This window comes from Nonomuraea sp. NPDC004580 (assembly GCF_040609855.1).
Classification (GTDB): Bacteria; Actinomycetota; Actinomycetes; order Streptosporangiales; family Streptosporangiaceae; genus Nonomuraea; species Nonomuraea salmonea.
This window is the reverse complement of record NZ_JBEXLH010000054.1, coordinates 31,176-55,410: the sequence shown is the minus strand read 5'-3', so window position 1 is coordinate 55,410 and position 24,235 is coordinate 31,176. Positions and strand designations below refer to the sequence as shown.

The 24,235-nt window shown below is 72.5% G+C and carries 22 protein-coding genes; 7 read left to right on the top strand and 15 right to left on the bottom strand.

The genetic code is table 11. The features are described from left to right. Positions 1-39: 39 nt before the first annotated feature. From ABZW11_RS36280 to pgi, 3 genes are all read right to left on the bottom strand, one after another. Complete coding sequence (locus ABZW11_RS36280; RefSeq protein ID WP_355427492.1) at positions 40-405, bottom strand: spore germination protein GerW family protein; 366 nt, start codon at positions 403-405, stop codon at positions 40-42. Between the two features lie 233 nt (positions 406-638). Next, positions 639-2,084, bottom strand: coding sequence for a glucose-6-phosphate dehydrogenase (zwf, locus tag ABZW11_RS36275; protein ID WP_355427489.1), 1,446 nt, complete (start codon positions 2,082-2,084; stop codon positions 639-641). Between the two features lies 1 nt (position 2,085). Beyond that, the gene (pgi, locus tag ABZW11_RS36270) at positions 2,086-3,717 is read right to left on the bottom strand and encodes a glucose-6-phosphate isomerase (RefSeq protein ID WP_355427486.1); all 1,632 of its coding nucleotides are present in this window, start codon (positions 3,715-3,717) and stop codon (positions 2,086-2,088) included. A 197-nt stretch (positions 3,718-3,914) separates the two neighbouring features. On the opposite strand from pgi, the gene ABZW11_RS36265 reads away from it, so the two are divergent. Together ABZW11_RS36265 and ABZW11_RS36260 are read left to right on the top strand one after the other, a co-directional pair. After that, complete coding sequence (locus tag ABZW11_RS36265) at positions 3,915-6,218, top strand: phosphoketolase family protein (RefSeq protein ID WP_355427483.1); 2,304 nt, start codon at positions 3,915-3,917, stop codon at positions 6,216-6,218. Continuing rightward, positions 6,194-7,402: an acetate kinase gene (locus ABZW11_RS36260; protein WP_355427480.1), complete on the top strand. Its 1,209-nt coding sequence runs from the start codon at positions 6,194-6,196 to the stop codon at positions 7,400-7,402. The genes ABZW11_RS36265 and ABZW11_RS36260 overlap by 25 nt, the downstream gene beginning before the upstream one ends. Before the next feature lie 25 nt (positions 7,403-7,427). Here ABZW11_RS36260 and ABZW11_RS36255 read toward each other — a convergent pair whose 3' ends face one another. From ABZW11_RS36255 to ABZW11_RS36245, 3 genes are all read right to left on the bottom strand, one after another. Beyond that, complete coding sequence (locus tag ABZW11_RS36255) at positions 7,428-8,594, bottom strand: PAS domain-containing protein (RefSeq protein ID WP_355427477.1); 1,167 nt, start codon at positions 8,592-8,594, stop codon at positions 7,428-7,430. Positions 8,595-8,662: 68 nt separating this feature from the next. Continuing rightward, positions 8,663-9,220: an ATP-binding protein gene (locus tag ABZW11_RS36250; protein WP_355427474.1), complete on the bottom strand. Its 558-nt coding sequence runs from the start codon at positions 9,218-9,220 to the stop codon at positions 8,663-8,665. A 94-nt stretch (positions 9,221-9,314) separates the two neighbouring features. After that, the gene (locus tag ABZW11_RS36245) at positions 9,315-9,959 is read right to left on the bottom strand and encodes a response regulator transcription factor (protein ID WP_355427471.1); all 645 of its coding nucleotides are present in this window, start codon (positions 9,957-9,959) and stop codon (positions 9,315-9,317) included. Positions 9,960-10,185: 226 nt separating this feature from the next. Between ABZW11_RS36245 and ABZW11_RS36240 the strand changes: the two genes are divergently transcribed. The 4 genes from ABZW11_RS36240 to ABZW11_RS36225 are packed head-to-tail and all read left to right on the top strand — an operon-like array spanning position 10,186 to position 14,326. Beyond that, complete coding sequence (locus tag ABZW11_RS36240) at positions 10,186-10,668, top strand: cation:proton antiporter regulatory subunit (RefSeq protein WP_345403049.1); 483 nt, start codon at positions 10,186-10,188, stop codon at positions 10,666-10,668. 8 nt (positions 10,669-10,676) lie between these two features. Next, a complete protein-coding gene (locus ABZW11_RS36235; RefSeq protein WP_355427468.1) occupies positions 10,677-11,840 on the top strand; it encodes a cation:proton antiporter in 1,164 nt (387 codons plus the stop codon). A gap of 28 nt (positions 11,841-11,868) precedes the next feature. Then, complete coding sequence (locus ABZW11_RS36230) at positions 11,869-12,471, top strand: pentapeptide repeat-containing protein (RefSeq protein WP_355427465.1); 603 nt, start codon at positions 11,869-11,871, stop codon at positions 12,469-12,471. A gap of 4 nt (positions 12,472-12,475) precedes the next feature. After that, positions 12,476-14,326: a hypothetical protein gene (locus tag ABZW11_RS36225; protein ID WP_355427463.1), complete on the top strand. Its 1,851-nt coding sequence runs from the start codon at positions 12,476-12,478 to the stop codon at positions 14,324-14,326. A gap of 31 nt (positions 14,327-14,357) precedes the next feature. Here the strand turns inward: ABZW11_RS36225 and ABZW11_RS36220 are convergent, their stop codons facing one another. From ABZW11_RS36220 to ABZW11_RS36210, 3 genes are all read right to left on the bottom strand, one after another. Next, entirely contained in the window at positions 14,358-15,356 is a 999-nt protein-coding gene (locus ABZW11_RS36220; protein WP_355427460.1) for a hypothetical protein, read from the bottom strand. Further along, positions 15,346-16,005 carry a copper resistance protein CopC gene (locus tag ABZW11_RS36215; protein WP_355427457.1) on the bottom strand — a complete coding sequence of 220 codons (660 nt, stop codon included), beginning with the start codon at positions 16,003-16,005 and terminating at the stop codon, positions 15,346-15,348. Before ABZW11_RS36215 ends, ABZW11_RS36220 begins: the two co-directional genes overlap by 11 nt. Before the next feature lie 90 nt (positions 16,006-16,095). Continuing rightward, positions 16,096-16,647, bottom strand: coding sequence for a hypothetical protein (locus ABZW11_RS36210; protein WP_355427454.1), 552 nt, complete (start codon positions 16,645-16,647; stop codon positions 16,096-16,098). A gap of 269 nt (positions 16,648-16,916) precedes the next feature. Between ABZW11_RS36210 and ABZW11_RS36205 the strand changes: the two genes are divergently transcribed. Then, positions 16,917-17,231, top strand: coding sequence for a hypothetical protein (locus tag ABZW11_RS36205; RefSeq protein ID WP_355427451.1), 315 nt, complete (start codon positions 16,917-16,919; stop codon positions 17,229-17,231). Here the strand turns inward: ABZW11_RS36205 and ABZW11_RS36200 are convergent. The 6 genes from ABZW11_RS36200 to ABZW11_RS36175 form a co-directional block, all read right to left on the bottom strand. Continuing rightward, positions 17,221-18,258: an acyl-CoA desaturase gene (locus ABZW11_RS36200; RefSeq protein ID WP_355427448.1), complete on the bottom strand. Its 1,038-nt coding sequence runs from the start codon at positions 18,256-18,258 to the stop codon at positions 17,221-17,223. The genes ABZW11_RS36205 and ABZW11_RS36200 overlap by 11 nt on opposite strands. Before the next feature lie 213 nt (positions 18,259-18,471). Beyond that, positions 18,472-19,605 carry an FAD-dependent monooxygenase gene (locus ABZW11_RS36195; RefSeq protein ID WP_355427445.1) on the bottom strand — a complete coding sequence of 378 codons (1,134 nt, stop codon included), beginning with the start codon at positions 19,603-19,605 and terminating at the stop codon, positions 18,472-18,474. A 27-nt stretch (positions 19,606-19,632) separates the two neighbouring features. Next, entirely contained in the window at positions 19,633-21,240 is a 1,608-nt protein-coding gene (locus tag ABZW11_RS36190; RefSeq protein WP_355427442.1) for an MFS transporter, read from the bottom strand. A gap of 153 nt (positions 21,241-21,393) precedes the next feature. Next, entirely contained in the window at positions 21,394-22,794 is a 1,401-nt protein-coding gene (locus ABZW11_RS36185) for an FAD-binding oxidoreductase (RefSeq protein ID WP_355427439.1), read from the bottom strand. A 66-nt stretch (positions 22,795-22,860) separates the two neighbouring features. Beyond that, the gene (locus ABZW11_RS36180; RefSeq protein ID WP_355427436.1) at positions 22,861-23,148 is read right to left on the bottom strand and encodes a hypothetical protein; all 288 of its coding nucleotides are present in this window, start codon (positions 23,146-23,148) and stop codon (positions 22,861-22,863) included. 69 nt (positions 23,149-23,217) lie between these two features. Continuing rightward, complete coding sequence (locus tag ABZW11_RS36175; protein WP_355427434.1) at positions 23,218-24,114, bottom strand: hypothetical protein; 897 nt, start codon at positions 24,112-24,114, stop codon at positions 23,218-23,220. Positions 24,115-24,235: the final 121 nt, after the last annotated feature.

Genomic DNA, 24,235 nt, shown 5'->3' with positions numbered 1-24,235 from the left:
AACCCGGCGTTCATGAGGGGTCGGCGGCGGGGTGTTGGGTCAGCGCTTGCGACGGCGGCGTTTGAGGATCGAGCGCAGGGTCCACAGCAGGACGACTGCGACGAACTGTCCGCCGATGACGATGCGGTTGACGTCGATCGCGGGGCGCCACAGGGCCTCGCCGTCCTTCAGGACGAAGACACCGGCAGGGGTGGCGCTGTAGCCGAAGCCGCCGCCGCTGCCGCCGCCGCTGCCGCCGCCTTCGTCGCCCTTCTCACCCGTGCCCTGGCCCTGCCCTCCGCCGCCGCCCTGAGCGACCCTGGCGACCGGGATGACGACGATGTCGCCGTGCCGGACGGGCTCACCGAAGACCCGGCTGACCGTCGCGGCGTCCTTCGACTTCTCGACCAGTTCCATGAGGTCCATGACCCCATCGTCGCCCCCGGACGTCGCCCCGTCGAACACGCTGCTCACCGCCGGGCGGCCGCCCCTCGGGGGTTACCGGACGGCACCCGCCAGGGGCACCGGCACGTGTCAGGAGGCGCGGCACGGCACGGCCCTCGCGCGGACGGCCCTCGCGCGGACGGCCCTCGCGCGGACGGCCCTCGCGAGGTGTGCCCGTGCGCGCGCCCCCGTCGTGGTTCGGTCGAAGTCGTGGGTCAGTCGAAGGTGGTGGAGATCTCGTGCCAGCCGCCCGGGGCGATGTCCGCCGCCGGCGCGGGGCCCCAGGTGCCGGGTTCGTACGGCAAGGGCGGCTCCGGCAGGTCGAGGAGGGGCTGGACGATGCGCCAGGACTCCTCCACCAGGTCGAACCTGGCGAACCTGCGGGGGTCGCCGCTGACCGCGTCGGCGAGGATGCGTTCGTAGGCGGCGTCCATCGGGCCGAGCTCTTTGGTGAAGTCGACGCTGACCGGCACCGGGCGGGTGTTCTGCTTACCGGGCTCCTTGGCCAGGAGGTCGAAGGTGACGCCCGCGTCGGGCTGCAGGCGGAAGCGGATGAGGTTGGGGCTGCCGGGTGCGTGGGCGTCGCTGAACATGGTGACCGGCGGGCGGCGCAGCTCGGCGACGACTTCGAGATCGGTGGTGGGCAGCGCCTTGCCGGAGCGGATGCACCAGGGCACGCCGGCCCAGCGCCAGTTGTCGATGTAGGCGCGCAGGGCGACGTAGGTCTCGGTGGTGGAGCCGGGGCGCACGCCGCCGGTGTCGAGGTAGCCGGTGTATTGGCCGCGTACGACGTCGGCCGGGTCGATGGTCTGCACCGCCCGCAGCACCCGCCACTTCTCGTCGAGCTGGGCCCGGGCGTCGGTGGACGGCGGCGGGTCCATCGCGAGGAGGGCGAGGAGCTGCAGCAGGTGGTTTTGCACGACGTCGCGCACGGTGCCGTTGGCGTCGTAGAAGACGCCCCGGTCACGTACGTCGAACTCTTCGGCCATGGTGATCTGGATGCTGCGGATGTAGGAGCGGTTCCAGATGGGCTCCAGCAGCATGTTGGCGAACCTGAAGACCAGGAGGTCCTCGACCGGCTCCTTGCCGAGGAAGTGGTCGACCCGGCGCAGGTGGTCTTCGTCGAAGTGCTGGAGCAGCTGGTCGTTGAGCGCGCGGGCGGAGCCGAGGTCGTGGCCGAACGGTTTCTCCACGACCAGCCGCGCGTCGTGGTTGAGGCCCGCCCCGGCCAGTCCCTCGGCGACGGGGGCGAACAGGGCGGGCGGCACGGCGAGGTAGTGGACGAGGAAGCCCTTGCCCCGGACCTCGTCGGCCAGCCGGGTGAAGGTGCCGGGGTCGCGGTAGTCGCCGGCGACGAGCCGCAGGTTGCCGGCCAGCCTGTCGAACGCGGCGTCGCGCGGCCCACCGCACGCCTCGCGGGCGTGCTCGCGCAGCCCGTCGAGGTCGAGGTCGGTCCTGGCGACGCCGATGATCGGCAGGTCGAGCCGGCCGTCGGCGGTCAGGCGGTAGAGGGCCGGCAGCAGCATCTTGCGGGCGAGGTCGCCGGTGATGCCGAACAACACCAGCGCCCCCGCCGCACCGGACTCCTGGCCTGGCGCCCCTCCCGCCGCGGCGGGAGGGGCGGGCGTGGCCGGTGTCGGGGGCTCCCCCGTGGCGTTCACGTCAGACGCGCCTTCCCCGCAGCGCGCGGTAGCGGCGGATGAGTTGTTCGGTGGAGGGGTCGGGGAAGGAGGTGGGCGGGGCGTCGGAGATCAGCGCGGGCGCGAGGTCGAGCGCCATCTTCTTGCCCAGCTCGACCCCCCACTGGTCGAAGGAGTCGATGCCCCAGATGGTGCCCTCTACGAACACGATGTGCTCGTAGAGGGCGACGAGCTGGCCGAGCGTGGACGGGGTGAGCTTGGGCGCGAGGATCGTGGAGGTCGGCCGGTTGCCCGGCATCACCTTGTGGGGCACGATCTCGGGCGCGGTGCCCTCGGCCGCGATCTCGTCGGCGGTCTTGCCGAAGGCCAGCGCGGAGGTCTGGGCCAGCAGGTTGGCGGTGAGCTGGTCGTGCATGCCCTCGCGGTCTTCGTGGGGCTCGGCGAAGCCGATGAAGTCGGCGGGCACGAGCCGGGTGCCCTGGTGGAGCAGCTGGTAGAAGGCGTGCTGGCCGTTGGTGCCGGGCTCGCCCCAGAAGATCTCGCCCGTGGTGGCGGTGACGGGGGTGCCGTCGGCGCGTACGGACTTGCCGTTGGACTCCATCGTGAGCTGCTGGAGGTAGGCGGGGAAGCGGTGCAGCCGCTGGCTGTAGGGCAGCACGGCGCGGGTCTCGGCGCCGAAGAAGTCGGTGTACCAGATGCCGAGCAGGGCCATCAGCACCGGCATGTTCTCCTTGAACGGCGCGGTGCGGAAGTGCTCGTCGATGGTGTGGAAGCCGTCGAGCATCTCGCGGAAGCGCTCGGGCCCGATGGCGATCATCAGGGACAGGCCGATGGCGCCGTCGTAGGAGTAGCGGCCGCCCACCCAGTCCCAGAAGCCGAACATGTTGGCGGTGTCGATGCCGAACTCCTCGACCTTCGCCGCGTTGGTGGAGACGGCCACGAAGTGCTTGGCCACGGCCTCCTCGCCGAGTGCCTCGACCAGCCAGCGGCGCGCGACCCTGGCGTTGGTGAGGGTCTCGAGCGTGGTGAAGGTCTTGGAGCTGACCACGAACAGCGTGGTGGCCGGGTCGAGGCCGGCGAGGTTGCCGGTGATGTCGGCCGGGTCGATGTTGGAGACGAAGCGGGCGGTGATGCCGGCGTCGGCGTAGTCGCGCAGCGCCTCGTAGGCCATCGCGGGGCCGAGGTCGGAGCCGCCGATGCCGATGTTGACGACGGTCTCGATGGGCCTGCCGGTGGCGCCCTTCCACTCCTTGGACCTGACCCGGTCGGCGAAGCCGCTCATCTTGTCGAGCACGGCGTGCACGTCGGCCACGACGTCCTGCCCGTCGACGACGAGCTCGGCGCTGCGCGGCAGGCGCAGCGCGACGTGGAGGACCGCGCGGTCCTCGCTGACGTTGATGTGGTCGCCGCCGAACATGGCGTCGATGCGCTCGCGCAGCCCGGCCCGCTCGGCCAGCGCCGTGAGCAGGTCGAACGTCTCCTGTGTCGCGCGGTGCTTGGCGTAGTCGAGATAGAGGTCGCCGGCGGTCACCGTCATGCGCCCGGCCCGGCCCGGGTCGTCCGCGAACAGCTCGCGCAGGTGCCTGCCCGCCAGCTCTTCGTGGTGCTTGCCCAGGGCCGCCCACTCCTGGCTCTGGGTGATGTCGCCGTTCACGCTTTGCCTCCTCGTGTCGCCAAACGCCGTGTCGCCAAGCCTCGTGGCGCCAAGCCGATCATGCCTGGTCCCATCGTCCCGTAACCGTGTACCCCGCGCGGTTGATTCCGCGCATGGCGGAGCGGAGTCTTTAGCAGCTCAGTGGAATTCGCCTTCCGGGGGGATTGCGGCAATCCTGTGGTGGAAGCAGCAGGGGCATGGACCGAATCGACGCGTACTGGCGGGCGGCGAACTACCTGTCCGTCGGGCAGATCTACCTGCTGGACAATCCACTGCTCACCGAGCCGCTGCGGCCGGAGCACATCAAGCCGCGGCTGCTCGGCCACTGGGGGACGACGCCGGGCCTGAACTTCTGCTTCGCCCACCTCAACCGGGTGATCCGCGAGCGGGACCAGGACATGATCTACATCGCGGGGCCAGGTCACGGCGGTCCCGCCGCGGTGGCGCACGCCTGGCTGGAGGGGTCGTACTCCGAGCGCTATCCCGACGTGTCGCAGGACGTCATGGGGATGCGCCGGCTGTTCAGGCAGTTCTCCTTCCCCGGCGGGGTGCCGAGCCACGTCGCGCCGGAGACGCCCGGCTCGATCCACGAGGGCGGCGAGCTGGGGTACGCGCTGGCGCACGCGTACGGCGCCGCCTTCGACAACCCCGACCTGGTCGTGACCTGCATCATCGGCGACGGCGAGGCCGAGACGGGCCCGCTGGCCGGGAGCTGGCACTCCAACAAGTTCCTCGACCGCCGCCGCGACGGGACGGTGCTGCCCATCCTGCACCTGAACGGCTACAAGATCGCCAACCCGACGGTCCTCGCCCGCATCCCGACGGACGAGCTGATCAAACTCATGGAGGGGTACGGTTACCGCCCCCACCTGGTGGGCCCCGACCACGAGGAGATGGCGGGCACGCTGGACACCGCGTTCGACGAGCTGGCCGCGTACAAGGCGGGCGACGCCGGCCGGCTGCCGATGATCATCCTGCGCACGCCGAAGGGCTGGACGGGTCCGCGCGAGGTCGACGGGCTGCCGGTCGAAGGCACGTGGCGGTCGCACCAGGTGCCGCTGGCCAAGGTCCGCGAGAACGCCACGCACCTGGCCCTCCTGGAGGAGTGGATGCGGTCGTACCGGCCGGAGGAGCTGTTCGGCGCGGACGGAAAGCCGGTCGGGGCGATCCTGGAGACGGTGCCGCGCGGCGAGCGCAGGATGAGCGCCAACCCGCACACCAACGGCGGCGAGCTGCTCGAACCGCTGCGGCTGCCCGACTTCCGCCGCCTCGCGGTCGAGGTCAAGGCGCCGGCCACGCAGTCGAGCGAGCCGACGCGGGTGCTCGGCGGGCTGCTGCGCGACGTGATCGCGGCCAACCCGAAGACGTTCCGGCTCATGGGGCCGGACGAGACGGCGTCGAACCGGCTGTCGTCGGTGTTCGAGGTGACCGACCGGGCGTGGAACGCCGAGACGCTGCCCACCGACGAGAACCTCTGCGCCGGCGGCCGCGTCATGGAGGTGCTGAGCGAGCACCTGTGCCAGGGCTGGCTGGAGGGCTACCTGCTGACCGGCAGGCATGGGCTGTTTAACTGCTACGAGGCGTTCATCCACATCGTGGACGCCATGTTCAACCAGCACGCCAAGTGGCTGGAGTCGTCGCAGAAGATCCCGTGGCGGCGGCCGGTGGCGTCACTGACGTACCTGCTGTCGTCGCACGTGTGGCGGCAGGACCACAACGGCTTCAGCCACCAGGACCCGGGCTTCCTCGACGTCGTCATCAACAAGAAGGCGTCGGTGGTGCGGGTCTACCTGCCGCCGGACGCCAACACGCTGCTGTCGGTGGGCGACCACTGCCTGCGCTCGCGCGACTACGTCAACGTGATCGTGGCGGGCAAGCAGCCGGTGCTCGACCTGTTCACGATGGACGAGGCTATCGCGCACAGCACGCGCGGCCTGGGCATCCTGCCGTGGGCCTCCAGCGACGAGGGCAGCGAACCCGACGTCGTGCTGGCCTGCGCGGGCGACGTGCCGACCCTGGAGACGCTGGCCGCGGCCGCGCTGCTGCGCGAGCACCTGCCCGAGCTGAAGGTCCGCGTCGTCAACGTGGTGGACCTGATGCGCCTGCAGCCGGAGTCCGAGCATCCGCACGGCATGCCGGACGCCGAGTTCGACACGCTGTTCACCGTGGACCGGCCGGTGATCTTCAACTTCCACGGCTACCCGTCGCTGATCCACCAGCTCACCTACCGCCGCCACGGGCACGACAACATCCACGTGCGCGGCTACAAGGAGGAGGGCACGACGACGACGCCGTTCGACATGTGCATGCTCAACGACATCGACCGCTTCCACCTGGTCATGGACGTCATCGACCGGGTGCCCGGCCTCGGCAGCAAGGCGGCCCACCTGCGCCAGCTGATGAGCGACGAGCGGCTGCGGGCCCGCGCGTACACGCGGGAGCACGGCGAGGATCCGGCGGAGATCAGGTCGTGGACATGGCCGGACACATTCTCGTCCTGAACACCGGCTCCTCGTCCATCAAGTACGAGCTGGTGGACGTGGACAGCCGGGAGCGCCCGGCCAGGGGGCTGGTGGAGCGCATCGGCGAGGAGCGCGGCCGGCTCACCCACCGTCACGGCGACGGCCCCCCGTACGTGCGGGAGCGGCCCTTTCCGGGTCACGACGAGGGGCTGGCGGCGATGATGGAGGCGTTCGCGGCCGCCGGTCCCGCGCTCGATCCCGTCGCGGTCGGGCATCGGGTGGTGCACGGCGGCGCCCGGTTCGACCGGGCCGTCCTGGTGGACGACGGGGTGATCGCGGCCATCGAGGAGCTGGCGCCGCTCGCGCCGCTGCACAATCCGGTCAACCTGGCCGGGGTCAGGGTGGCGCGGGCGGCGTTCCCTTCTGTGCCGCAGGTGGCGGTGTTCGACACGGCGTTCCAGCTGACGCTGCCGCCCGAGGCGTACACGTACGCGGTGCCGCGCGAGTGGCGGGAGCGGCTCGGGGTGCGGCGGTTCGGCTTCCACGGCACCTCCTGCGCGTACGTCTCCCGCCGCGCCGCCGCCTTCCTCGGCCGCGACCTGTCCGATCTGAACCTGATCGTGCTGCATCTGGGGAACGGCGCCAGCGCCACTGCCATCTCGGGCGGGCGCAGCGTCGACACCTCGATGGGCCTGACGCCGCTGGAAGGGCTGGTGATGGGCACCCGCTCAGGCGACGTGGACCCGGCGCTGCCCGGCTACCTGGCACGGGTGGACGGCACGGACGCCGAGAGCGCCGAGAACGCGCTCGGCCACGCGGGCGGCCTGCTCGCCCTGACCGGGTCGAGCGACATGCGCGAGGTACGCGCCCGCGCCAGGTCCGGGGCCGAGGACGCAGTCCTGGCCCTCGCGATCTACACCCGCCGCATCCGCAAGTACGTCGGCGCCTACTACGCGCTGCTCGGCCGCGTGGACGCCGTCGTCTTCACCGGCGGCGTCGGCGAGAACGACCCCGCCACCCGCGCCGAATCCCTCACCGGCCTCGCCCGCCTCGGCATCGCCCTGGACCGGGAACGCAACGAAGCCCCCTCGGACGCCGAACGCGCCGTCTCGGGTGAAGGGGCGGAGGTCGCCGTGCTGGTCATCCCGACGGACGAGGAATGGGAGATCGCCCGCCAGGCGAACGCCCTCATCGACGGCCGCGAGACCCCCGCTCAGCCCTGATCGGGGGCGGCAGGGACGCGGGAGGTCAGCCGTGGCCGGCTGGTGGTGGGGTGGGGATCCAGAACTCGACGGTCGTGCCCGCCCCCGGAGGGCCGAGGATCGTCCACCATCCACCGGCCGTCTCGGCGCGTTCCCGCATCTCGATCAGCCCGAAGTGGCCGGGCTCGGTGGCGGCCCGGGACAGGCCCGCGCCGTCGTCCCGGACGCGTACGTGCACGCCCGCGCCCAGCGAGCGCAGCTCCACGGTGACGTGCCGGGCGGCGGCGTGCCTGCGGACGTTGGTCAGCGCCTCCTGGCAGATGCGGTAAACGGCGAGCACGGTCTCGTCGGACGGCTCGGCGTCGAGGTCGTGGCGCAGCTCGTGGGTGAGGCCCGCGGCGGGCATCACCCGCTCGAGGTAGCCGGCCAGGCTGTCCACCAGGCCGTCGGCGGGCGGGCGCAGGGCGAAGGCGAGGTCGCGCAGGCGCAGCACGGCGGCGTTGACGTCGTCGTCGAGCGCCCGAACGGTGGCCGCCTGCTCGGCCGGCAGGCTCGCACCCCACGACCGCAGCCGCATCCCGACGGCCACCATGGACTGGATGGTGTCGTCATGAACCCCGGAGGCGATCCGCCGCCGCTCCCGCTCCTGCGCCTGCGCCAGCCGCGACACCAGCAGCTCACGCTCGCCGCCCACCCCGGCGGCAGCGCGCCGCTCGCCCAGCTCACGTTCACCGGCCGCAGTGCCGGGGACGCGCTGCTCGGTCAGGCCGCGCTCGCCGGTCGCCGCGGCGGCGGGCCTCTTGCTCAGGCGCTCGCCGGGCGGCCCAGCGGGGGTGCGGTGGGTGGTCAGGTCGTGAGTCACCTCGCCGAAGCCGCGTAAGGCGCCCGCCGCGTCGCGCAAGGCGGTGATGGCGACGCCGGCCCAGAAGCGGGTGCCGTCCTTGCGCACTCGCCAGCACTCCTCCTCCCAGCGGCCCCCGGAGGCGGCCGCCGCCAAAGCCCGGCCGGGGTCGCCGGCGGCGACCCCGGCGGACGGGTACGACAGGGAGAAGTGGGCGCCGACGGCCTCGCCCGCGGTGTAGCCGGTGATGCGCTCGGCGCCGGCGTTCCAGCTGAGGACGACGCCGTGCGGGTCGAGCATGAGGATGGCGGGATCGCGAATGCTCTGGACGAGCTGGCTCATGACATCCGGCGACGGGTCATGCTCGGGCATACCGCACCTTCTCACGCGCGGCGCGCGACGCCAAAGCCGACCATGCCCTGCCGGTCATGCTTCGCCGATCAGACCTCAGAGGTGCGCGCTTCGACGTCGGCGAGGCCCGCGACGAGCTCGCACCACACGACCTTCCCGCCGCTGAGACCGCCACTGAGACCGCCACTGAGACCGCCACTGAGACCGCCGCTGAAGCCGTCACCGTGACCGTCACCGTGACCGTCACCGTGACCGCCCCCGAGACCGCCGCCCCCTGGCCGGCCACCCAGGCGATCGGGGCCCGCGGGTGAGACGCCCCACCCGGCCGACAGCAGCCGTACGACGTGCAGCCCCCACCCGCTGGCCGGCCCGGGTTCGCGCGTCCGCGGCACCCCGGCACCCGCGTCGCCGACCTCGATCCGCACCCGGTCGGCGCTCCCCCGCACGCGCAGCACGGGCGAGCCGTCGCCGTGCACGAGCGCGTTGGTCACCAGTTCGGACACCACCAGCAGGACGTCCTCGTGCCGTCCCTGGAAGCCGCACGTCTCCAGGGCCTCCCGGGCCAGCCTGCGCGCCTCCGTGATGCTGGCCATCTCCTCCGGCAAAGGGGTGTCCACCTGGTATGTCTCGGCCTCCGAACGTTCCACGCCTCTACTTTCGTGGAGCGCGGCGGCTGGTCACGAGACGCAGGCACCCCAGGCCGCCTGGTACGTATGTGGGACGTGACCTAGTGCAGCCGCATCAGTCGAGCAGCCCGTCCCGCCGCGCGAACGCCACCGCCTCCAGCTTGGACCGCGCCCCCAGCTTCTCCAGCACATGCTGGACGTGGTTGCGCGCGGTGTTGCGGGCGACCCCCAGCCGGTCGCTCAGCTCGTCGGTGCTGACGCCTTCGGCGAGCAGCAGCAACGTCTCCCGCTCGCGCGCGGTCAGCGCCGCCCCCACGTTACCCGCGCGCCCGGTCAGCCGGTCGAACACGCCGGGCAGCAACCCGGGCGCGAACACCACCCCGCCCGCGGCCACCTCGCGCACCGCCGACTCCAGCTCGCCGAGCCTGGACGACTTCACCACCAGCCCTGCGCCACCGGCGGCCACCACCCGCGCCGCCACGGCGGCGCTCGCCTCGCCGGTCAGCACGAGCACACGGGCTTTGGGCGCGAGCGCGGTCAGCCGGCCGATGGCCGCGATGCCGTCGCCGTCGGGCAGCCGCCGGTCGAGCACGACGACGTCGGGGCGGCACCTGCCGGTCTCGGCGAGCGCCTGCGCGACGGTGCCGGCCTGGGCCACCACCTCGATGTCGGGCGCGCGGCCGAGGGCGAGACCGATGGCCTCCGCGACCATCGCGTGGTCTTCCACGAGAACCAGCCGGATCGGAGGAGGGGGCGGCATGGTGAGGTCCCTTTTGGCGTGGCGTGCTGCCGGGTCGGCACGGGCTGGGGCGTCTGGTCCGCGACGCCTTGGGCCAGTCTCCCATGCTCTGCTGAGCACCGGCCTTCCCCCAGGTCCAGGCCGGCGTGGACAGTCCCAGGTCAAGGCCACGTGAAGGGCTGGCAAGGGCGGGTCACGCCATTGGTAGGGTTATCCGGAAATATGCGGATCTATACGGGTGGGACAGGTGGAGGTCGAACAAACAGCGCTGCCAGGCATCGGGCTACGGCACGATTTCACCACTCGCAAGGGACAGCGGGTCGGTGTCGTCTCCCATCGCACCGGCCGCCGGGATCTGGTCATCTACGACAAGAACGATCCCGACGCGGTCTGCCAGACGGTGAAGCTCAACGACGAGGAGGCCGACGCCCTCGCCGAGCTCCTCGGCGCGCCTCGCATCGTGCAGCGGCTCAACCAGCTGCACCAGCAGGTCGAGGGCCTGATGAGCGTGCAGCTGCCGATTCCGGCCGGCTCCCCCTACGCGGGGCGTCCGATGGGGGACGCCCGCGTGCGCACCCGTACCAGCGCGTCCATCGTCGCCGTCGTCAGAGGCGGGCAGGTGTTCGCGAGCCCCGGACCCGGCTTCGTCTTCGCCGTCGGTGACGTCGTGGTCGTGGTGGGCAGCGAGGACAGCACGTCCGACGTGGCCGGCATCCTGGCGAACGGGTAGGGCCGCGGGTGCACGAAACCGCGGTCATCTTCCTGGAGTTCGGCGCCGTCCTGCTCGGCCTGGGGATCCTCGGCGCGCTAGCGTTGCGCGGCGGCATCTCTCCTATCCCTCTGTACCTGATCGCCGGATTGGCGTTCGGTACCGGCGGGGTGCTGCCGCTGGCGACGAGCGAGGCGTTCATCTCCACCGGCGCCGAGATGGGCGTGGTCCTGCTGCTCCTCACGCTCGGGCTCGAATACAACGCGGACGAGCTGGTCACCAGCATGACCAGCAACTTCCGCGCGGGCATCGTCGACCTGGTGCTCAACGCCGCGCCGGGGGCCATCATCGCCCTGCTGCTCGGCTGGGGACCGGTCGCGGCCATCGCCATGGCGGGCGTCACCTACGCCACCTCGTCGGGCATCACCGCCAAGGTGCTGTCCGACCTGGGGTGGATCGGTAACCGGGAGACGCCCACCGTGCTGTCGCTGCTGGTCTTCGAAGACCTGACGATGGCGATCTACCTGCCGGTCCTGACGACCATGCTGGCCGGGCTGAGCCTGCTCAGCGGGGCCATCTCGGTCGGCATCGCGCTGCTCACCGTGAGCATCGTCCTCGTCGTGGCGCTGAAGTTCGGACGCTACATCGAGGCGTTCGTGCGCAGCCCCAACAACGAGGTCATGCTGCTCAAGGTGGTCGGCCTGGCCCTGCTGGTCGCGGGCCTCGCCCAGCAGCTGCAGGTCTCGGCGGCGGTCGGCGCCTTCCTGGTCGGCATCGCCCTGTCGGGGCAGCTCGCCGAGGACGCGCACGCGCTGCTGGCGCCGTTGCGCGACCTGTTCGCGGCCGTGTTCTTCGTCTTCTTCGGCTTCCAGACCGACCCGGCGAAGATCCTGCCGGTGGCGGGCCTCGCGGCGCTGCTCGCCCTGGTCAGCATGATCACCAAGCTGCTGACCGGTGCGTACGCGGCGAGGCGGGCGGGCATCGCCAAGGCCGGTCAGGCACGTGCCGGCATCGCCCTGATCCCGCGCGGTGAGTTCAACATCGTCATCGCCGGTCTGGCGGTGGGCGCCGGCGTGCACCCCGACCTGGGTGCTCTGGCCGCCGCGTACGTGCTCATCCTCGCGGCGTTCGGCCCGCTGGCGGCCAAGCTGGTGCAGCCGCTGATCACCGCCATCGCGCAACGGGCGGCGTAACGTCGCCCGCATCCGATACCGTGTTCGGATGACAGAACGACAGGGCTCCATGGAGCGGACGGTCAGGTCCGCCGACTGGGACGGCCGGGAGATCTCCGGCGAGCGCCATCACCGGGTGCTGTTCCAGGAGGTGGACATGACCGAGCTGACCGACCAGGGCTGCTCGTTCGAGGAGTGCCGGTTCGAGAACGTCCGCTTCAACGTCTCGGTCCACCAGGACGCCGGCTTCACCGGCTGCGTCTTCACGCACTGCTCGTTCTTCGACGCCACGTTCACCGGCTGCAAGCTGACCGGCGCCGTCTTCGCCGACTGCACGTTCGGGCTGCTCAAGGCGACCGGCGGCGACTGGTCCTACACCTCGCTCTACGGCGCCGACCTGCGCGGCAGCACCTTCGACGGCGTGCGCCTGCGCGAGGCCGACCTGTCGGAGGCCCGGCTGGAGAAGGCGTCCCTGCGCTCGTGCGACCTGTCGGGCGCGCTGCTGCGCGGCGCCGACCTCACCCGGTGCGACCTGCGGGGCAGCGATCTGCTCACGCTGGAGCCCGGCGAGGTCACACTGAAGGAGACCCGCATCGACCCGGCCCAGGCCGCCATCGTGGCCGCCGGCCTGGGCTTCGACGTACGCGGGTGACGCCGTGCGCGAGCTGACCCCGGCAGAGCAGGCCGTCGCCGAGGCGATCCCGCGCGGCGCGAGGGTCGACGCGGGCCCGCTCGGGCCGGTGCGCGCGGAGGTGCTGGCGGAGCTGCTGCTCGCCGAGCGCACGGAGCCGGGCGCCAAGCCGGCGCTGCGGCTGTCGGGCGCCCACGTCACGGGCCGGCTGCACCTGGCGTTCGCCGAGCTCGACCTGCCGATCCTGCTGCACGACTGCGTCTTCGACGAGGTGCCCGACCTCTACCAGGCCCGCACCCGCTTCATCAGCCTGGCCGGCTCCACGCTGCCCGGCCTCATCGCGTCCAACGCGCAGGTCGAGGGCAACCTGCGGCTCAACGGCTGCCACGTCACCGGCGAGCTGCGCCTGCCCGGCGCCCGCATCAACGGCACGCTCTCGCTCAGTGGCGCGCGGCTCGACCATCCGGGCGGCGCCGCGATCAACGCCGAGCACCTCGACGTCGGCAGCAGCCTGCGCGCGCAGGACGGCTTCGCCTGCGACGGCGAGATCGTGCTGACCGCCGCCAGGGTCGGCGCGGCGGTGAACTTCGACGGCGCCAGGTTACGCGCGCCGGGCGGGCTGGCGTTCGGCGGCTCCAACCTCGACGTGCAGGTGGGGCTGTTCGCCCGGGGCATGGAGGTCGAGGGCGAGGTCAGCCTGCGGTTCGCGCGCGTCGGCGGGCCGCTCACGCTGCGCGGCTCGAAGCTGCGCAACCCCGGCGGCCTGGCCGTGCACGGCGGCGGGCTCAAGGCGGAGAGCGGCCTGTTCCTCGCGCACACCGAGACCGAGGGCGCCGTGTGGCTGCGGGCCGCCGCCGTCGGCCGCACGCTCAGCCTTGACGGCGCGCATCTGGTCAACCCCGGCGGGCAGGCGCTGGCCGGCGACGGCCTGACCGTCGACGGCGCACTGGTGGGCCGGCACGGCCTGGTCTCCGAGGGCGAGATCAGCCTGCTCGACGCCTCCGTCAGCGGGCCCGCCCACTTCGAGGGCGCGCGGCTGGTCAACCCCGGCGGCGCGGCCCTGTCGGCCAACGGCATCACCGTCGGCAAGGTGCTCAACCTGTGCGACGGGTTCACCGCCGAGGGCCGGGTCCGCCTGACCAACGCCCAGATCGGCAGCCGCCTGTGCCTCGACGACGCCACCCTCGCCGCGCCCGGCGACGTGGCGCTCAAGGGCTGGCGGCTGGAGACCCGCGAGCTGGCGATGCGCACCGCGGCGCCGGTGCGCGGCCGGGTCGAGCTGGGCCACGCCCGCATCGGCGTCCTCCGCGACGACCCCGCGGTCTGGCCGGGCGAGCTGCGCATGGACGGCGCGTCGTACGAGGTGCTCGACCCCATGCTGCCGGCCGCCGAGCGCATCGCCTGGCTGCGCCGCGACCCCGAGGGCTACCGTCCCAACGCCTACGAGCAGCTCGCCGCGATGTACCGGCGGCTGGGCGGCGACGCCGACGCCCGCGCGACCATGCTGGCCGGGCAGCAGCAGCGCCGCGCCACCCTCCCCTGGTACGCCCGCGCCTGGGGCCACCTGCAGGACGTCACCGTCGGCTACGGCTTCCGCCCGCTGCGCGCGGCCGGGTGGCTGCTGGCGCTGCTCGCCGCCGGCACGGCGGTGTTCTGGCTCGACCGGCCGCCGCCGCTCAAGCGCGGCGAGGCGCCCGAGTTCAACCCGCTGGTCTACACGCTCGACCTGCTGCTGCCGATCATCGACTTCGGGCAGGAGAAGGCGTTCAACCCCGGTGGCGGGGCGCAGTGGCTGGCGTACGGGCTGATCGCCGCCGGGTGGGTGCTGGCGACGACGATCGCGACCGGCCTGACCCGCACCCTGCGCCGCGCCTGACCCCTGCCGGTTCACGCCGGTGCACGCCGGATCAGAAGAGCGTGGTGGCGGTCTGCCAGAGGCCGGGCAGGGCGGCCAGCACCCGGTCGGCGCGCCGGCGGCGGTCGGCCCGCGTCGCCACGCCGAGGTCGGCGAGCAGCTCGACGAACCCGTCCTCGAAGCCCCGCTGCCCCGCCAGCGCCCGCTTGTCCAGGCACCGCGCGTACGTCGCCACCAGCCAGAACACCGCCTCCCTGTGCCGGCCGGCGGCGATCAGCTCGCGGGTGCCGTCGATGGCGGCGGGGCGGGCGACCGGGCTGAGGTCGGTGTCGAACCGGTAGTCGGGCACCCGCAGCGGCGCGGTGGCGTCGAACACCTTCTCCAGCATCGCGAGGTGCCCCTCGACCTGGGCGCGGCTCAGGTGCGCGCAGCCGAGCAGGTCGAGCAGGCTCTCGTGGTATTCGAGCCGCCCGTGCTCGGCGAGCAGGTCGCGGACGGCGGCGTAGCGGCGGCGTACGGTCGGGTTGCGCAGCCCGGCCACCAGCAGCACGTGAGTGGTGACGCCGGTGCCGAACAACCACGAGGTGACCTGGACGGGCACCGAGGCGGACTCGTCGATGCCGTTGATCCAGCCGCGTACGCGGTCCATGGCGTCGGTGCAGCGGGCGAGGACCCAGGGGCGCTCGGCGAAGTCGCGGGCCACGACGCGGTGGATCTCGCTCAGCCGTCCGGTCGGGTCGGCGAGCAGGCCGGGCAGGTGGAGGCTGCCGGCCAGGTGGTAGTCGCTGAGCACGTCGTGGACGGAGCGGGGCGCCACCATGGAGGAGACCTCCAGCAGCACCCCTTCGTAGTGGAACTTCCCGATGTGCCCGATGTGAGCGGCGGGGTCGGCGACGACCATGACGTCCACGTCGGAGGAAACGGCCAGCTCGTCGCCGGGATCGGCCCACAGGACCGACCCGGTCAGGAACGCCCCGCCGAACCCCGGCAGCTTGGCGCCCTCCTCGAGCACCCACTGCCGGGCGACCTGCCTCGCCTGCTCAATCCGCATCCAGCTCCTCCCGGTCGGGGCCGCGGCGCGAAGTCTTCAACCAGACGAGCACGCCCAGCACGACGAGCACCGCCAGCACGCCCCAGATCCAGGCGGGCACACCCGCCGGCGCCGCGTCGGTGGTCGTGGCGTCGGCCGCTGTGTCCGCACCGGGGTTCGCCTGCCCCGACGGTCCGGCCGTGGCTACCGTCGCCGGCGCCGCGGCCGTCTCGCCGGTCGCCGTGGGCGAGGCGGACGGAGATGTTGATCCTTTCACGTTGAACGGAATTTCGCCCTCTATGGGATGTCCGTCGGAGGACACGACCCGCCACCCGATCGTGTACGAGCCGGGTGCCAGGGGCTGCGTGACACCGGTGGTGACGAGCGGGCCGTCGAGCTCGGGCTCGCCGAGCTGGAGCTGCTTGCCGGACGCGTCGTGCAGCACCACGAACGGGAACTTGACGCTCGCGGTGAACTCGAGCTCGATCTCGTCCAGCGCCGTGACCTCGGCGTCCTTCGCGGGCGAGCTGCGCTTGAGCGCGTCGTGGGCCAGCGCGGGCGATGCCGAGACGCCCAGCATGAGCAGGGCGGCGAAGAGGGCGGCGAACAGGGCGGGGAGCAGGGTGGCGAGGAGAGAACGCAGCCCAGCGAAATGGGGCGTGAATGCCATGTCAGGTCTCCAGAATGATCTTCCGGACGACCGCGCCCGTGGCGCCGGACGTCCGGACACAGGCCGAGGGTGAAAAGGTGCCGTGGGGCGTCAGTGACGCCCGCCGGCGGGCGGTCCTCGCCTGCTGATCGTGCGGGAGACGAGACGGCCCGGAAGGGGCGCGGTCTCGGGGGTGGCCGGGCGCCGGGCGGGCGGCCGGGCATCGGGTACGGCGGCTGCGGTGACCAGCAGCCGGACGGCCGGGAACGGGGTGCCGTACAGGCGGAGGATCAGCCACAGCGCGCTCTCGCCGCGGTGCAGCCACCAGGCGCTCAGCACTGCGACCGTGAGGTGGACCAGCAGCATGCCGGCGGCCGGATGACCGTGGACGTGCCCGGCCGCCTCGCCCGGCGCCAGGCGGTCGAAGAGCTGGTGGAGCAGCATCTGGGTGCCGGCGGTCGCCGCCAGCACGGCCCTGAGACCGCGCTCCCGCCCGTCGGCGAGGTACGCCAGCCCGAGCGTCGCCAGCACCGCGGCCAGATAGACCGGGAACGGCACCGCCCCTCCCCCGGCCAGCACGTGCCCGCCCACCGACACGGCACCGCAGACCGTCGCGAACACCACGGCCCGCGCCAGCCGCAGCACCACAGCCGCCCTCGGCACACCGGCCCTCAGCACACCGGCCCTCAGCACACCGGCCCCCAGTACACCGGCCCCCAGTGCACCGGCCGGCCGCGCACCCATCGCCGGCGCGCCGTCGGCCGGGCCCAGGGTCCGGGCCGCTGGGCGGGCCGGCTGCGGGACCGGCTGCAGAACCGGGTGCAGGGCCGGTTGCAGGGCCGGGGATGTCGCGGGGGACACAGGCGACATCCTTCCACACACTTGTCGCGGTCCCGAGGTTCGGAGCGCGCGGGTGCGGGCAGCGGATCCGGATGGACACCCCCACGGATGTCGCCACGAGTGTCGCCACGGGCGCAGGCCAGGACCTCGAACGCGTGGTCCGGCAGGAGCTGACGGCGGCGGGCTTCAGCGTCGAGCCGTCGCTGCTGGCCGCCGACGGCGGGCTCGTAGTGTGGCACGACCCCGCCCGCGGGGTGGTGGTGACCTGGGGCAGGTCGGCGGAGCAGCTGGTCAGGTACTCCACCATCAGGGACGCGGTGCAGCTCGCGCTGCGCACGGTGCTGGTGGAGGCCGGTCACCGGGTCACGGAGGACTTCGACGGCCTGGAGCTGATCGTCACGTCCTGACCCGGCGCAGCGGCCGGCCGACGTCGTGCAGGTGCCGCAGCGCCTGCCCCCACGACTCCAGCAACCCACATTCGGCGTAGTCGATCCCGAGCGAGGCGCAGTGGTCGCGGACGATGGGCCGTGCCCTGCGCAGGTTGGCGGTGGGCATGCTGGGGAACAGGTGGTGCTCGATCTGGTAGTTCAGCCCGCCGAGCGCGGTGGTGACGAGATGCCCGCCGCGGACGTTGCGGGAGGTCAGCACCTGCTTGCGGAGGAAGTCCAGCTCGTCCTCAGCGGTGAGCACGGGCATGCCCTTGTGGTTGGGGGCGAAGGTGCAGCCGAGGTACACGCCGTAGCAGGCCTGGTGCACGGCGAGGAAGAGCAGCGCCTTGGGCAGCGGCAGCACCAGCAGCAGCGCCCCCAGGTACGTCAGCACGTGCCCGCCGAGCAGCGCCCCTTCGAGCGCGCGGTTCTTGAGCGTGGGCCTGCGCAGGGCGCGGAAGCTCGACACCTTGAGGTTGACGCCTTCGAGGGTGAGCAGCGGGAAGAACAGCCACGCCTGGTAGCGCCCGATGAACCGGGGCAGCCCCTCGCTGGCCTCGGCCTGCCGCTCCGACCACAGGAGGAAGTCGGGTGAGACGTCGGGGTCGTGGTCCTCGTGGTTGGGGTTGGCGTGGTGGCGGGTGTGCTTGTCCATCCACCAGCCGTAGCTGAGCCCGACTGCCAGGTTGCCGACGATCAGCCCGGCGTTCCTGCTGGTGCGACGGGACCGGAAGATCTGCCCGTGCGCCAGGTCGTGGGCCAGCAGCGTGACCTGCCCGAAGGCCGCCGCGAGCAGCACGGCGACGGCGAGCTGCCACCACGAGTCGCCGAGCGCGGCGAACAGCGCCCACGTGCCCGCGAACAGCGCGGCCACCAGGGTGATCCTGGCCGCGTAGTAGCCGGGCCGCCGGTCGAGCAGCCCAGCCTGGGCGATACGCCGCGACAGCCGCGCGTAGTCGCTGCCCCGCTGCCCCGAACCGGGGCGGGAGGTCTCCGTCACAGTCACATGCGTCTCCGGGATGCCGAGGGGAAAATGTGATCTCTTCCCAGCATTCCGGTCGATAGGCGTCCTGCGAAGCCCGGCTGTCACCCGGTTTCACGGTAGGGCCAGCCCTACCGTATGTGCGCCCCCGCCGCCCGGGTATCGGGCTGCCACCGCACTCAGCGCGGCACTGGACGACCTCACCAGGTGGGGAACGGCGGGCGGCGGGGGCGCGGCTCAGACGAGCTGCGGCGCATCGGGCACGGCACCCGCCTCTCCGTGGATGTGCAGATCGGGGCGGAAGGCCGCGAGGTAGGACGTCCGGTCGCGGAAGGTCGCGGCCAGCGCGTCGCCGTAGTCGATGAGCTGGCGGTGGGCGTGCCTGCGCGGCTCGTAGCGGGCGTACAGCAGCCGGTCGAGCAGCTCGGCGTCGCCGCCGGCGGCGCAGATGACGTCTGCGAGGATCTCGGCGTCGCGCAGCGTGTAGCTCATGCCCATGCCGGTCATCGGGTGGCAGGCGAACGCGGCCGAGCCGAGCAGCGCGGCGTTGCCCCGGTGGTACGCCTCCACCCGCAGCGACGACACCTTGATGCGCTGCCAGGTCGCCGCCTGGAGGTGGTTGAAGGTGTCGGAGCTGTCGGTGACGAACTTCTTCAGCTCGTCGAGCAGCGCGGGGATGCCGTCCTGGAAGATCTCCTTGTCGTCCTCGGGGGGCAGGCCGACGAAGACGCGGGCCTCGTCCCTGCTGATCGGGTAGAGGTAGGCGAACCAGCCGTCGGAGCTGAAGTACAGCCGGTTGAGCTGCGCGACGCTGGCGCTGAGCGGCACGGTCGCCACCCGCATGAGCAGCCGCTCGTACGGCATCGTGCACTGCTCGATGGCGAGGGCCTGCCGGACGGCGGACTTCGTGCCGTCGGCGCCGATGACCACGCCCGCGTGTAACCGCCGCCCGTCGTGGAGGGTCAGCTCGGCCGGGCGGCCCTCGCCGGTGGCGAGGTCGTCGATGCCGGCGTCGAACCAGAACTCCACGCCCGCCATCGCGCACGAGGTGTAGATGAGCTCGACCAGCTCGCGGTAGGGGCGGATGAGGAAGCCGCCGTCGGGGAAGCGGATCTCCTGGATGGGGTCGCCATCGTGGTAGTAGCGGATGGTGTCGCGCCGCAGGCCGTTACGGCCGACGAGGTCGGCCAGGCCGTGCCGGGCGAGCACCCGCAGTCCCGGGGGCTTGAGGAAGTCGGCGCCCGCGCTCGGGACCGAGGGTCCCTGCTCGATGACGACGACGCGCTGCCCGCGGCGGCCCAGCAGCAAGGCCAGGAAGCAGCCGCCGAGCCCGGCGCCGACGATCGCTACGTCGCACGATGTGGTAGCCATGACGAGAGCCCTTCTGGATGGGTGGAACTAGTTCGTATGTCCGCGGGTCCCGGCGAACGGCCCCGGTTCGGCCGCACGCGGCCGCGGGACATGATCCGTGTGCGGGGCGGCAGAGGGGTGCGCGGACGGAGTCGCGGAGGGAGCGCGGGTCTCGACCGGCAGCAGCGCGTCGGCCTCCGCCGCCACGGTGGCGAGGGTCATGCGCAGTTCGAGCAGCATCCGGCGGGGCACCTTCACCATCACGTCGCCCGGGTCGGGCCGCTGCCTGGTGATCTTGGTGAGTGCCAGCGCGCCGATCAGCACCGAGATCGCCACGCACAGGGCGAGCGCGCCGGCCAGGCCCGCGAAGGGCCCGGTCATGAACGGGTGGTCGATCACGACCGACACGACGGCGACGCCGACGGCCCCGCCCACCATGCGCGCCATGGTGGCCGCGCCGACCGCGGAGGCGTACTGGTGGGGGCGGGCTGCCAGGGTGGTGGCGACGGAGGTGCCCGGCGCGAGCGCGCCGACGCCCATGCCGACCACGACGCTGGCGATCAGGCCCCACACGGTGGGCCCGGCCTGCGTCAGCACGAGCACGCAGGCGCCGCCGCAGAGCAGCGACCCGGCGTAGATGAGGCCGTACGCGCCGACCCGCTTGACCAGCTTTCCGGCCAGGAAGCTCGTCACGACCACGGCCACCGACGTCGGAGTCAGCCACATGGCCACCTCCAGCATCGGGTAGCCGAGGTGCAGCAGGTAGAGCGGCTGCACGGTGAGCAGCCCGTACGACAGGGCGCCGAAGCCCCAGGTGGCCAGCCAGCCCCAGACGAACCTGGGCCGTCGCCACAGCGCCAGGTCGATGGCGGGCAGGCGGTGGTGCCTGGCCTGGGCGAGCGCGCCGCCGATGAGGGCGAGGGCGGCCAGCCCCAGCCACAGCACGTCCGTCCCCCAGGCCATGGCCTTGGAGATGGCGAGCACGATCACCGCGATGCCGGCGGCCAGCAGCCACGCGCCGAGGACGTCCGGCACGCCCTTGGCGTTGCCGCGCTTGCCGGCCGGCAGCCCGATGCAGGCGATCAGCAGGAGCACGCCGATCACCACATTGGGGAGGAACAGGGCGCGCCAGCCGACGGCCGCGGCCAGCCAGCCGCCGCCGGCCTGCATGAGCAGGCAGCCGAGCCCCGATGCCGAGCTCCACAACGCGATCGCGCCCCTGCGCTGCGACTCGGGCAGCTCGCCGAGCAGCAGCCCGAGGCTGGCCGGGATCATCGCCGCGGCGCCCGCGCCCTGGACGGCCCGTGCGGCCAGCACGTACGACCAGGGTTCCACGGCGACGGTGGCGATGCCGCCCAGCACGAACACCACGAGCCCGACCGCCAGCACGCGCCGCCGGCCGAACAGGTCGGCCCAGCGGCCGGCGGTGGCCAGCAACGCCGCGATCGGGATGAACGCCGCGCTGGTCAGCCAGACCAAATCACCGAGCGGCATGCCGGCGCCTGCGGGCGTGTACTTCAGTACTCCCACCGCCAGGGTGGTGGCCGTGGTGTCGGCCATCACCGTCAACATGACACCCGCACCGACGAGCCGCAGCATCACGCCGTGACGCCGGCTCGTGGTGGTGGGCCTGACGGCCGCTGGTGACGAACGCACGTGGGTCCTCCTTGGATGGCGTCGAGCCTTCTCCCGCCCCGGGGCGTTCCGGCCGCGCGCCGGGGCGGCGCGATCTGCGAGGTTCAGGCTGCGAGATTCGGGCTGCGAGATTCGGGCTGCGAGGTTCGGGCTGCGAGGTTCAGGCTGCGGGTGTCAGGCGCCGTACCGGCCGGGCGACAGCAGGCCGTCCGGGTCGAGCGCCGTCTTGAGCCGGTGCAGCATGCCGAGGCCGGCGGTGCTGGTCTCGGACCAGACGTCGGCGGCGGCGTGGTCGATGTCGGAGCGGTAGATGGCGCAGCCGTTGCCGCGCAGCACGCAGTTGCCGTCGTTGCGGAGCTGGTGGGCGCGGTGGGCCGCGCCCGGGGCGCCGCGGTCGAAGAAGATCTGCATGACGCCGTTGCCGATGTGCGGGCTGACCACGTTCCACTCGATCATGAGAGCGGTGGTGTGCGCGTCCACGGCGCTCTGCAGGGCGCCGACGAGGTGCTCGGTCCTGCGGGCCTGCAGCGGCATGAGCGGCAGCAGCGCGAGGAAACCCATCGGGCCGTCGTCGATCTGGTCGCAGGACGTCACGCCGAGCGCGTTGTGCACGCCGAGGCAGGTGGGGATGCCCAGCGACATGAGCGCCCTGGCGTACAGCGGGTCGTGCGGGCCGACTTCCGCGGCGTCCACCACGCGCAGCGCCTCGGCGCCCTCGACCTCGATGAGCGACTTGCGCAGCAGCTCCTCGGCCAGCTCGACGGTGGCGTCGCCGCCCATGAGCGGCCCGAGCACGGTGAACAGGCTCGGGTCGACGCCGTCGGGCAGCGTCCAGTCGCCGTGGGACGGGACGAGCGCCAGCTCGCGGACGCGCATCAGGCCGTCGGCGGGGTTCCCGCGGCGCAGGAAGCCGGCGACCGCCTCGAGCGCCACCCCGGCCTGGTGGGCCGGCATGCGACCGTGCACGAGCGCGATGGTCTCGGGGCGCGGCACCAGCGAGACGGCCATCGCCGTGACGATGCCGAGGTTGTGCTGGACGAACGCCTGCGTCAGGTCGGGCCCCGCGACCCTGCCGTGGTAGCGGCCGGCGGGGTCGAGCCCGCCGGTGGTGACCACGCTGCCGTCGGCGAGCACGGCCTCGATCCCGGCCACGTCGTGGACGCGGGAGCGGATGCAGCCGTCGCCGCGGTCGAGCGCGTTGCCGATCACCGAGGTGTCGGCGCACGAGGCGGTGACGTTCAGCATCCACGGGGTGCCGCGCAGCACCTCGGCGAGCTGGCGCTGGGTGACGCCGGGCTCGATGACGGCGTAGCCGGCCTCGAGGTCGAGACCGCGGATGCGGTTCATCGCGCCGAGGTCGACGACCAGGTTGTCGTCGGTGACGGGCATGGCCGAGCCCATGCCCCAGTTCCTGCCGGTGCTGATCGGGTAGAGACGGCGACGGTCCGCCGTGGCCTGCCGGACGAGGGTGCGCACCTCGTCCAGGGTGCGTGGCGTCTCGACGCCCGCCACGGTGCGCGGCTGGTGGCCCCCGACGTCACGCGACCGCAGCTCCGGGCGCGAAAGGTCCTGCATGACTCTCCTCAAGTGGTGCTGTCTCGCTCTTCCGGCTCCCTGCGTCGGGGGCCGCTGGGGCACGACTCAGACGGTGTGCTGAAGCAGGTCGTCGATGGAGCCGATGGCCTGGTTGGACATCTCCCTGATGCCGAGCAGCCGCTGCTCGACGAACTCGTCCGCCTCAGAGGGCGGCGGCGCGTCGAACGGGGTGCCGAAGCGGCCGGGTGGGTAGTCGCCGGGGAAGTCCGCGGGGAAGTCGATCGTGCCGTGCGGGGCGGCCTGAGCGGGCATGTCCAGCCCGTAGGGGTGGCGCCTGGCCCGGTCGGTACGGTCATGCCTGGATCGGGCGGGCAGGTGCGGGGGGGTTCGCATGACGGGAGCTCTCCTACCGGATTCGGGTGGGTTTTTCCGGGCGACCACTCGCCGTTGAGCGGTTCGGGATCAGCGGGCGCCCTCCTCGAGGTCGGCGGGTGCGACCCCTGGGATGACGGCGGCGGGGGTCACCCGCGGCACGCCGTGGTTGATGACGCTCGCGGCGATGCGGCGCTCGGCCAGGCCCATGTGGGGCCGGCCCGCGCCTGCGGGGATCGGCCGTGCGGTGGCCGTCCCCCTGATCATGGAGCTGGCGTGCACCCAGCGGCGCGACTCCGCCAGCACGTCGCGCCGCGCACGGGCCGGGTCCCCGTGCCGCGCGTGGTGTTCGCAGACGGCCCGCGCCAGCACCCGTGCCATGACGAGGTGTTCTTCGCAGGCCGCCGCGACCTTCGCCTCCAGGCCGGCGACCTGGGCGAGCAGCAGTTGCAGGTGCGGCAGGCCCGAGCTGCGCTCGAAGCCGTCCAGTTCCGCCAGCCGCTCCGGCCAGCGCAGCCGCCGCTCGATGGCGGCGCACACCTCCTCCACCAGCCGCGTCGCCGGCGCGTCGCCGGGGTCGCGGCCGTCGAGCTGCACGGCCCGCTGGGCGGTGTGCCCGAAGTCGGCGAGCCTGCGCAGCCCGCTCTGCAGCAGGCGTACGCGATTGTGCAGGCACGCGGCGCTCCAGCCCAGGACCAGCAGCCGGTCGGCGTCGGCTTCGCAGTGCCAGCCGACCAGCGCCACTTCGCGGGCCATCCGGTGATACAGCACCCACGACTCCTGCTCGGCGACCGGCACCGGGGTGTCGATCCACACCTGCAGTCCGCCGGGGGGCAGTTCGGCGACGCCGACGTCCACGCCGGCGGGCGCGACCCTGGCGCAGATCCGTTCGACGACCCGCTGTTGCGCGGCCGTCTCCGGCGCCATGGGCGCCGGGCTGGGCAGCACGCGCTCGGGGGCTACTCTCGCCCTCGGCTCGATGCTCATTGAGGGCCACCTCCTGACCCGACCTACGTAAATTGACACTTAATAGTGCCGTCCCGATCGTCGTCAGGAGCCGGTTCTATGTCAACTGTCACTTTACGCATCCGGTATGTCTGGCCACGCC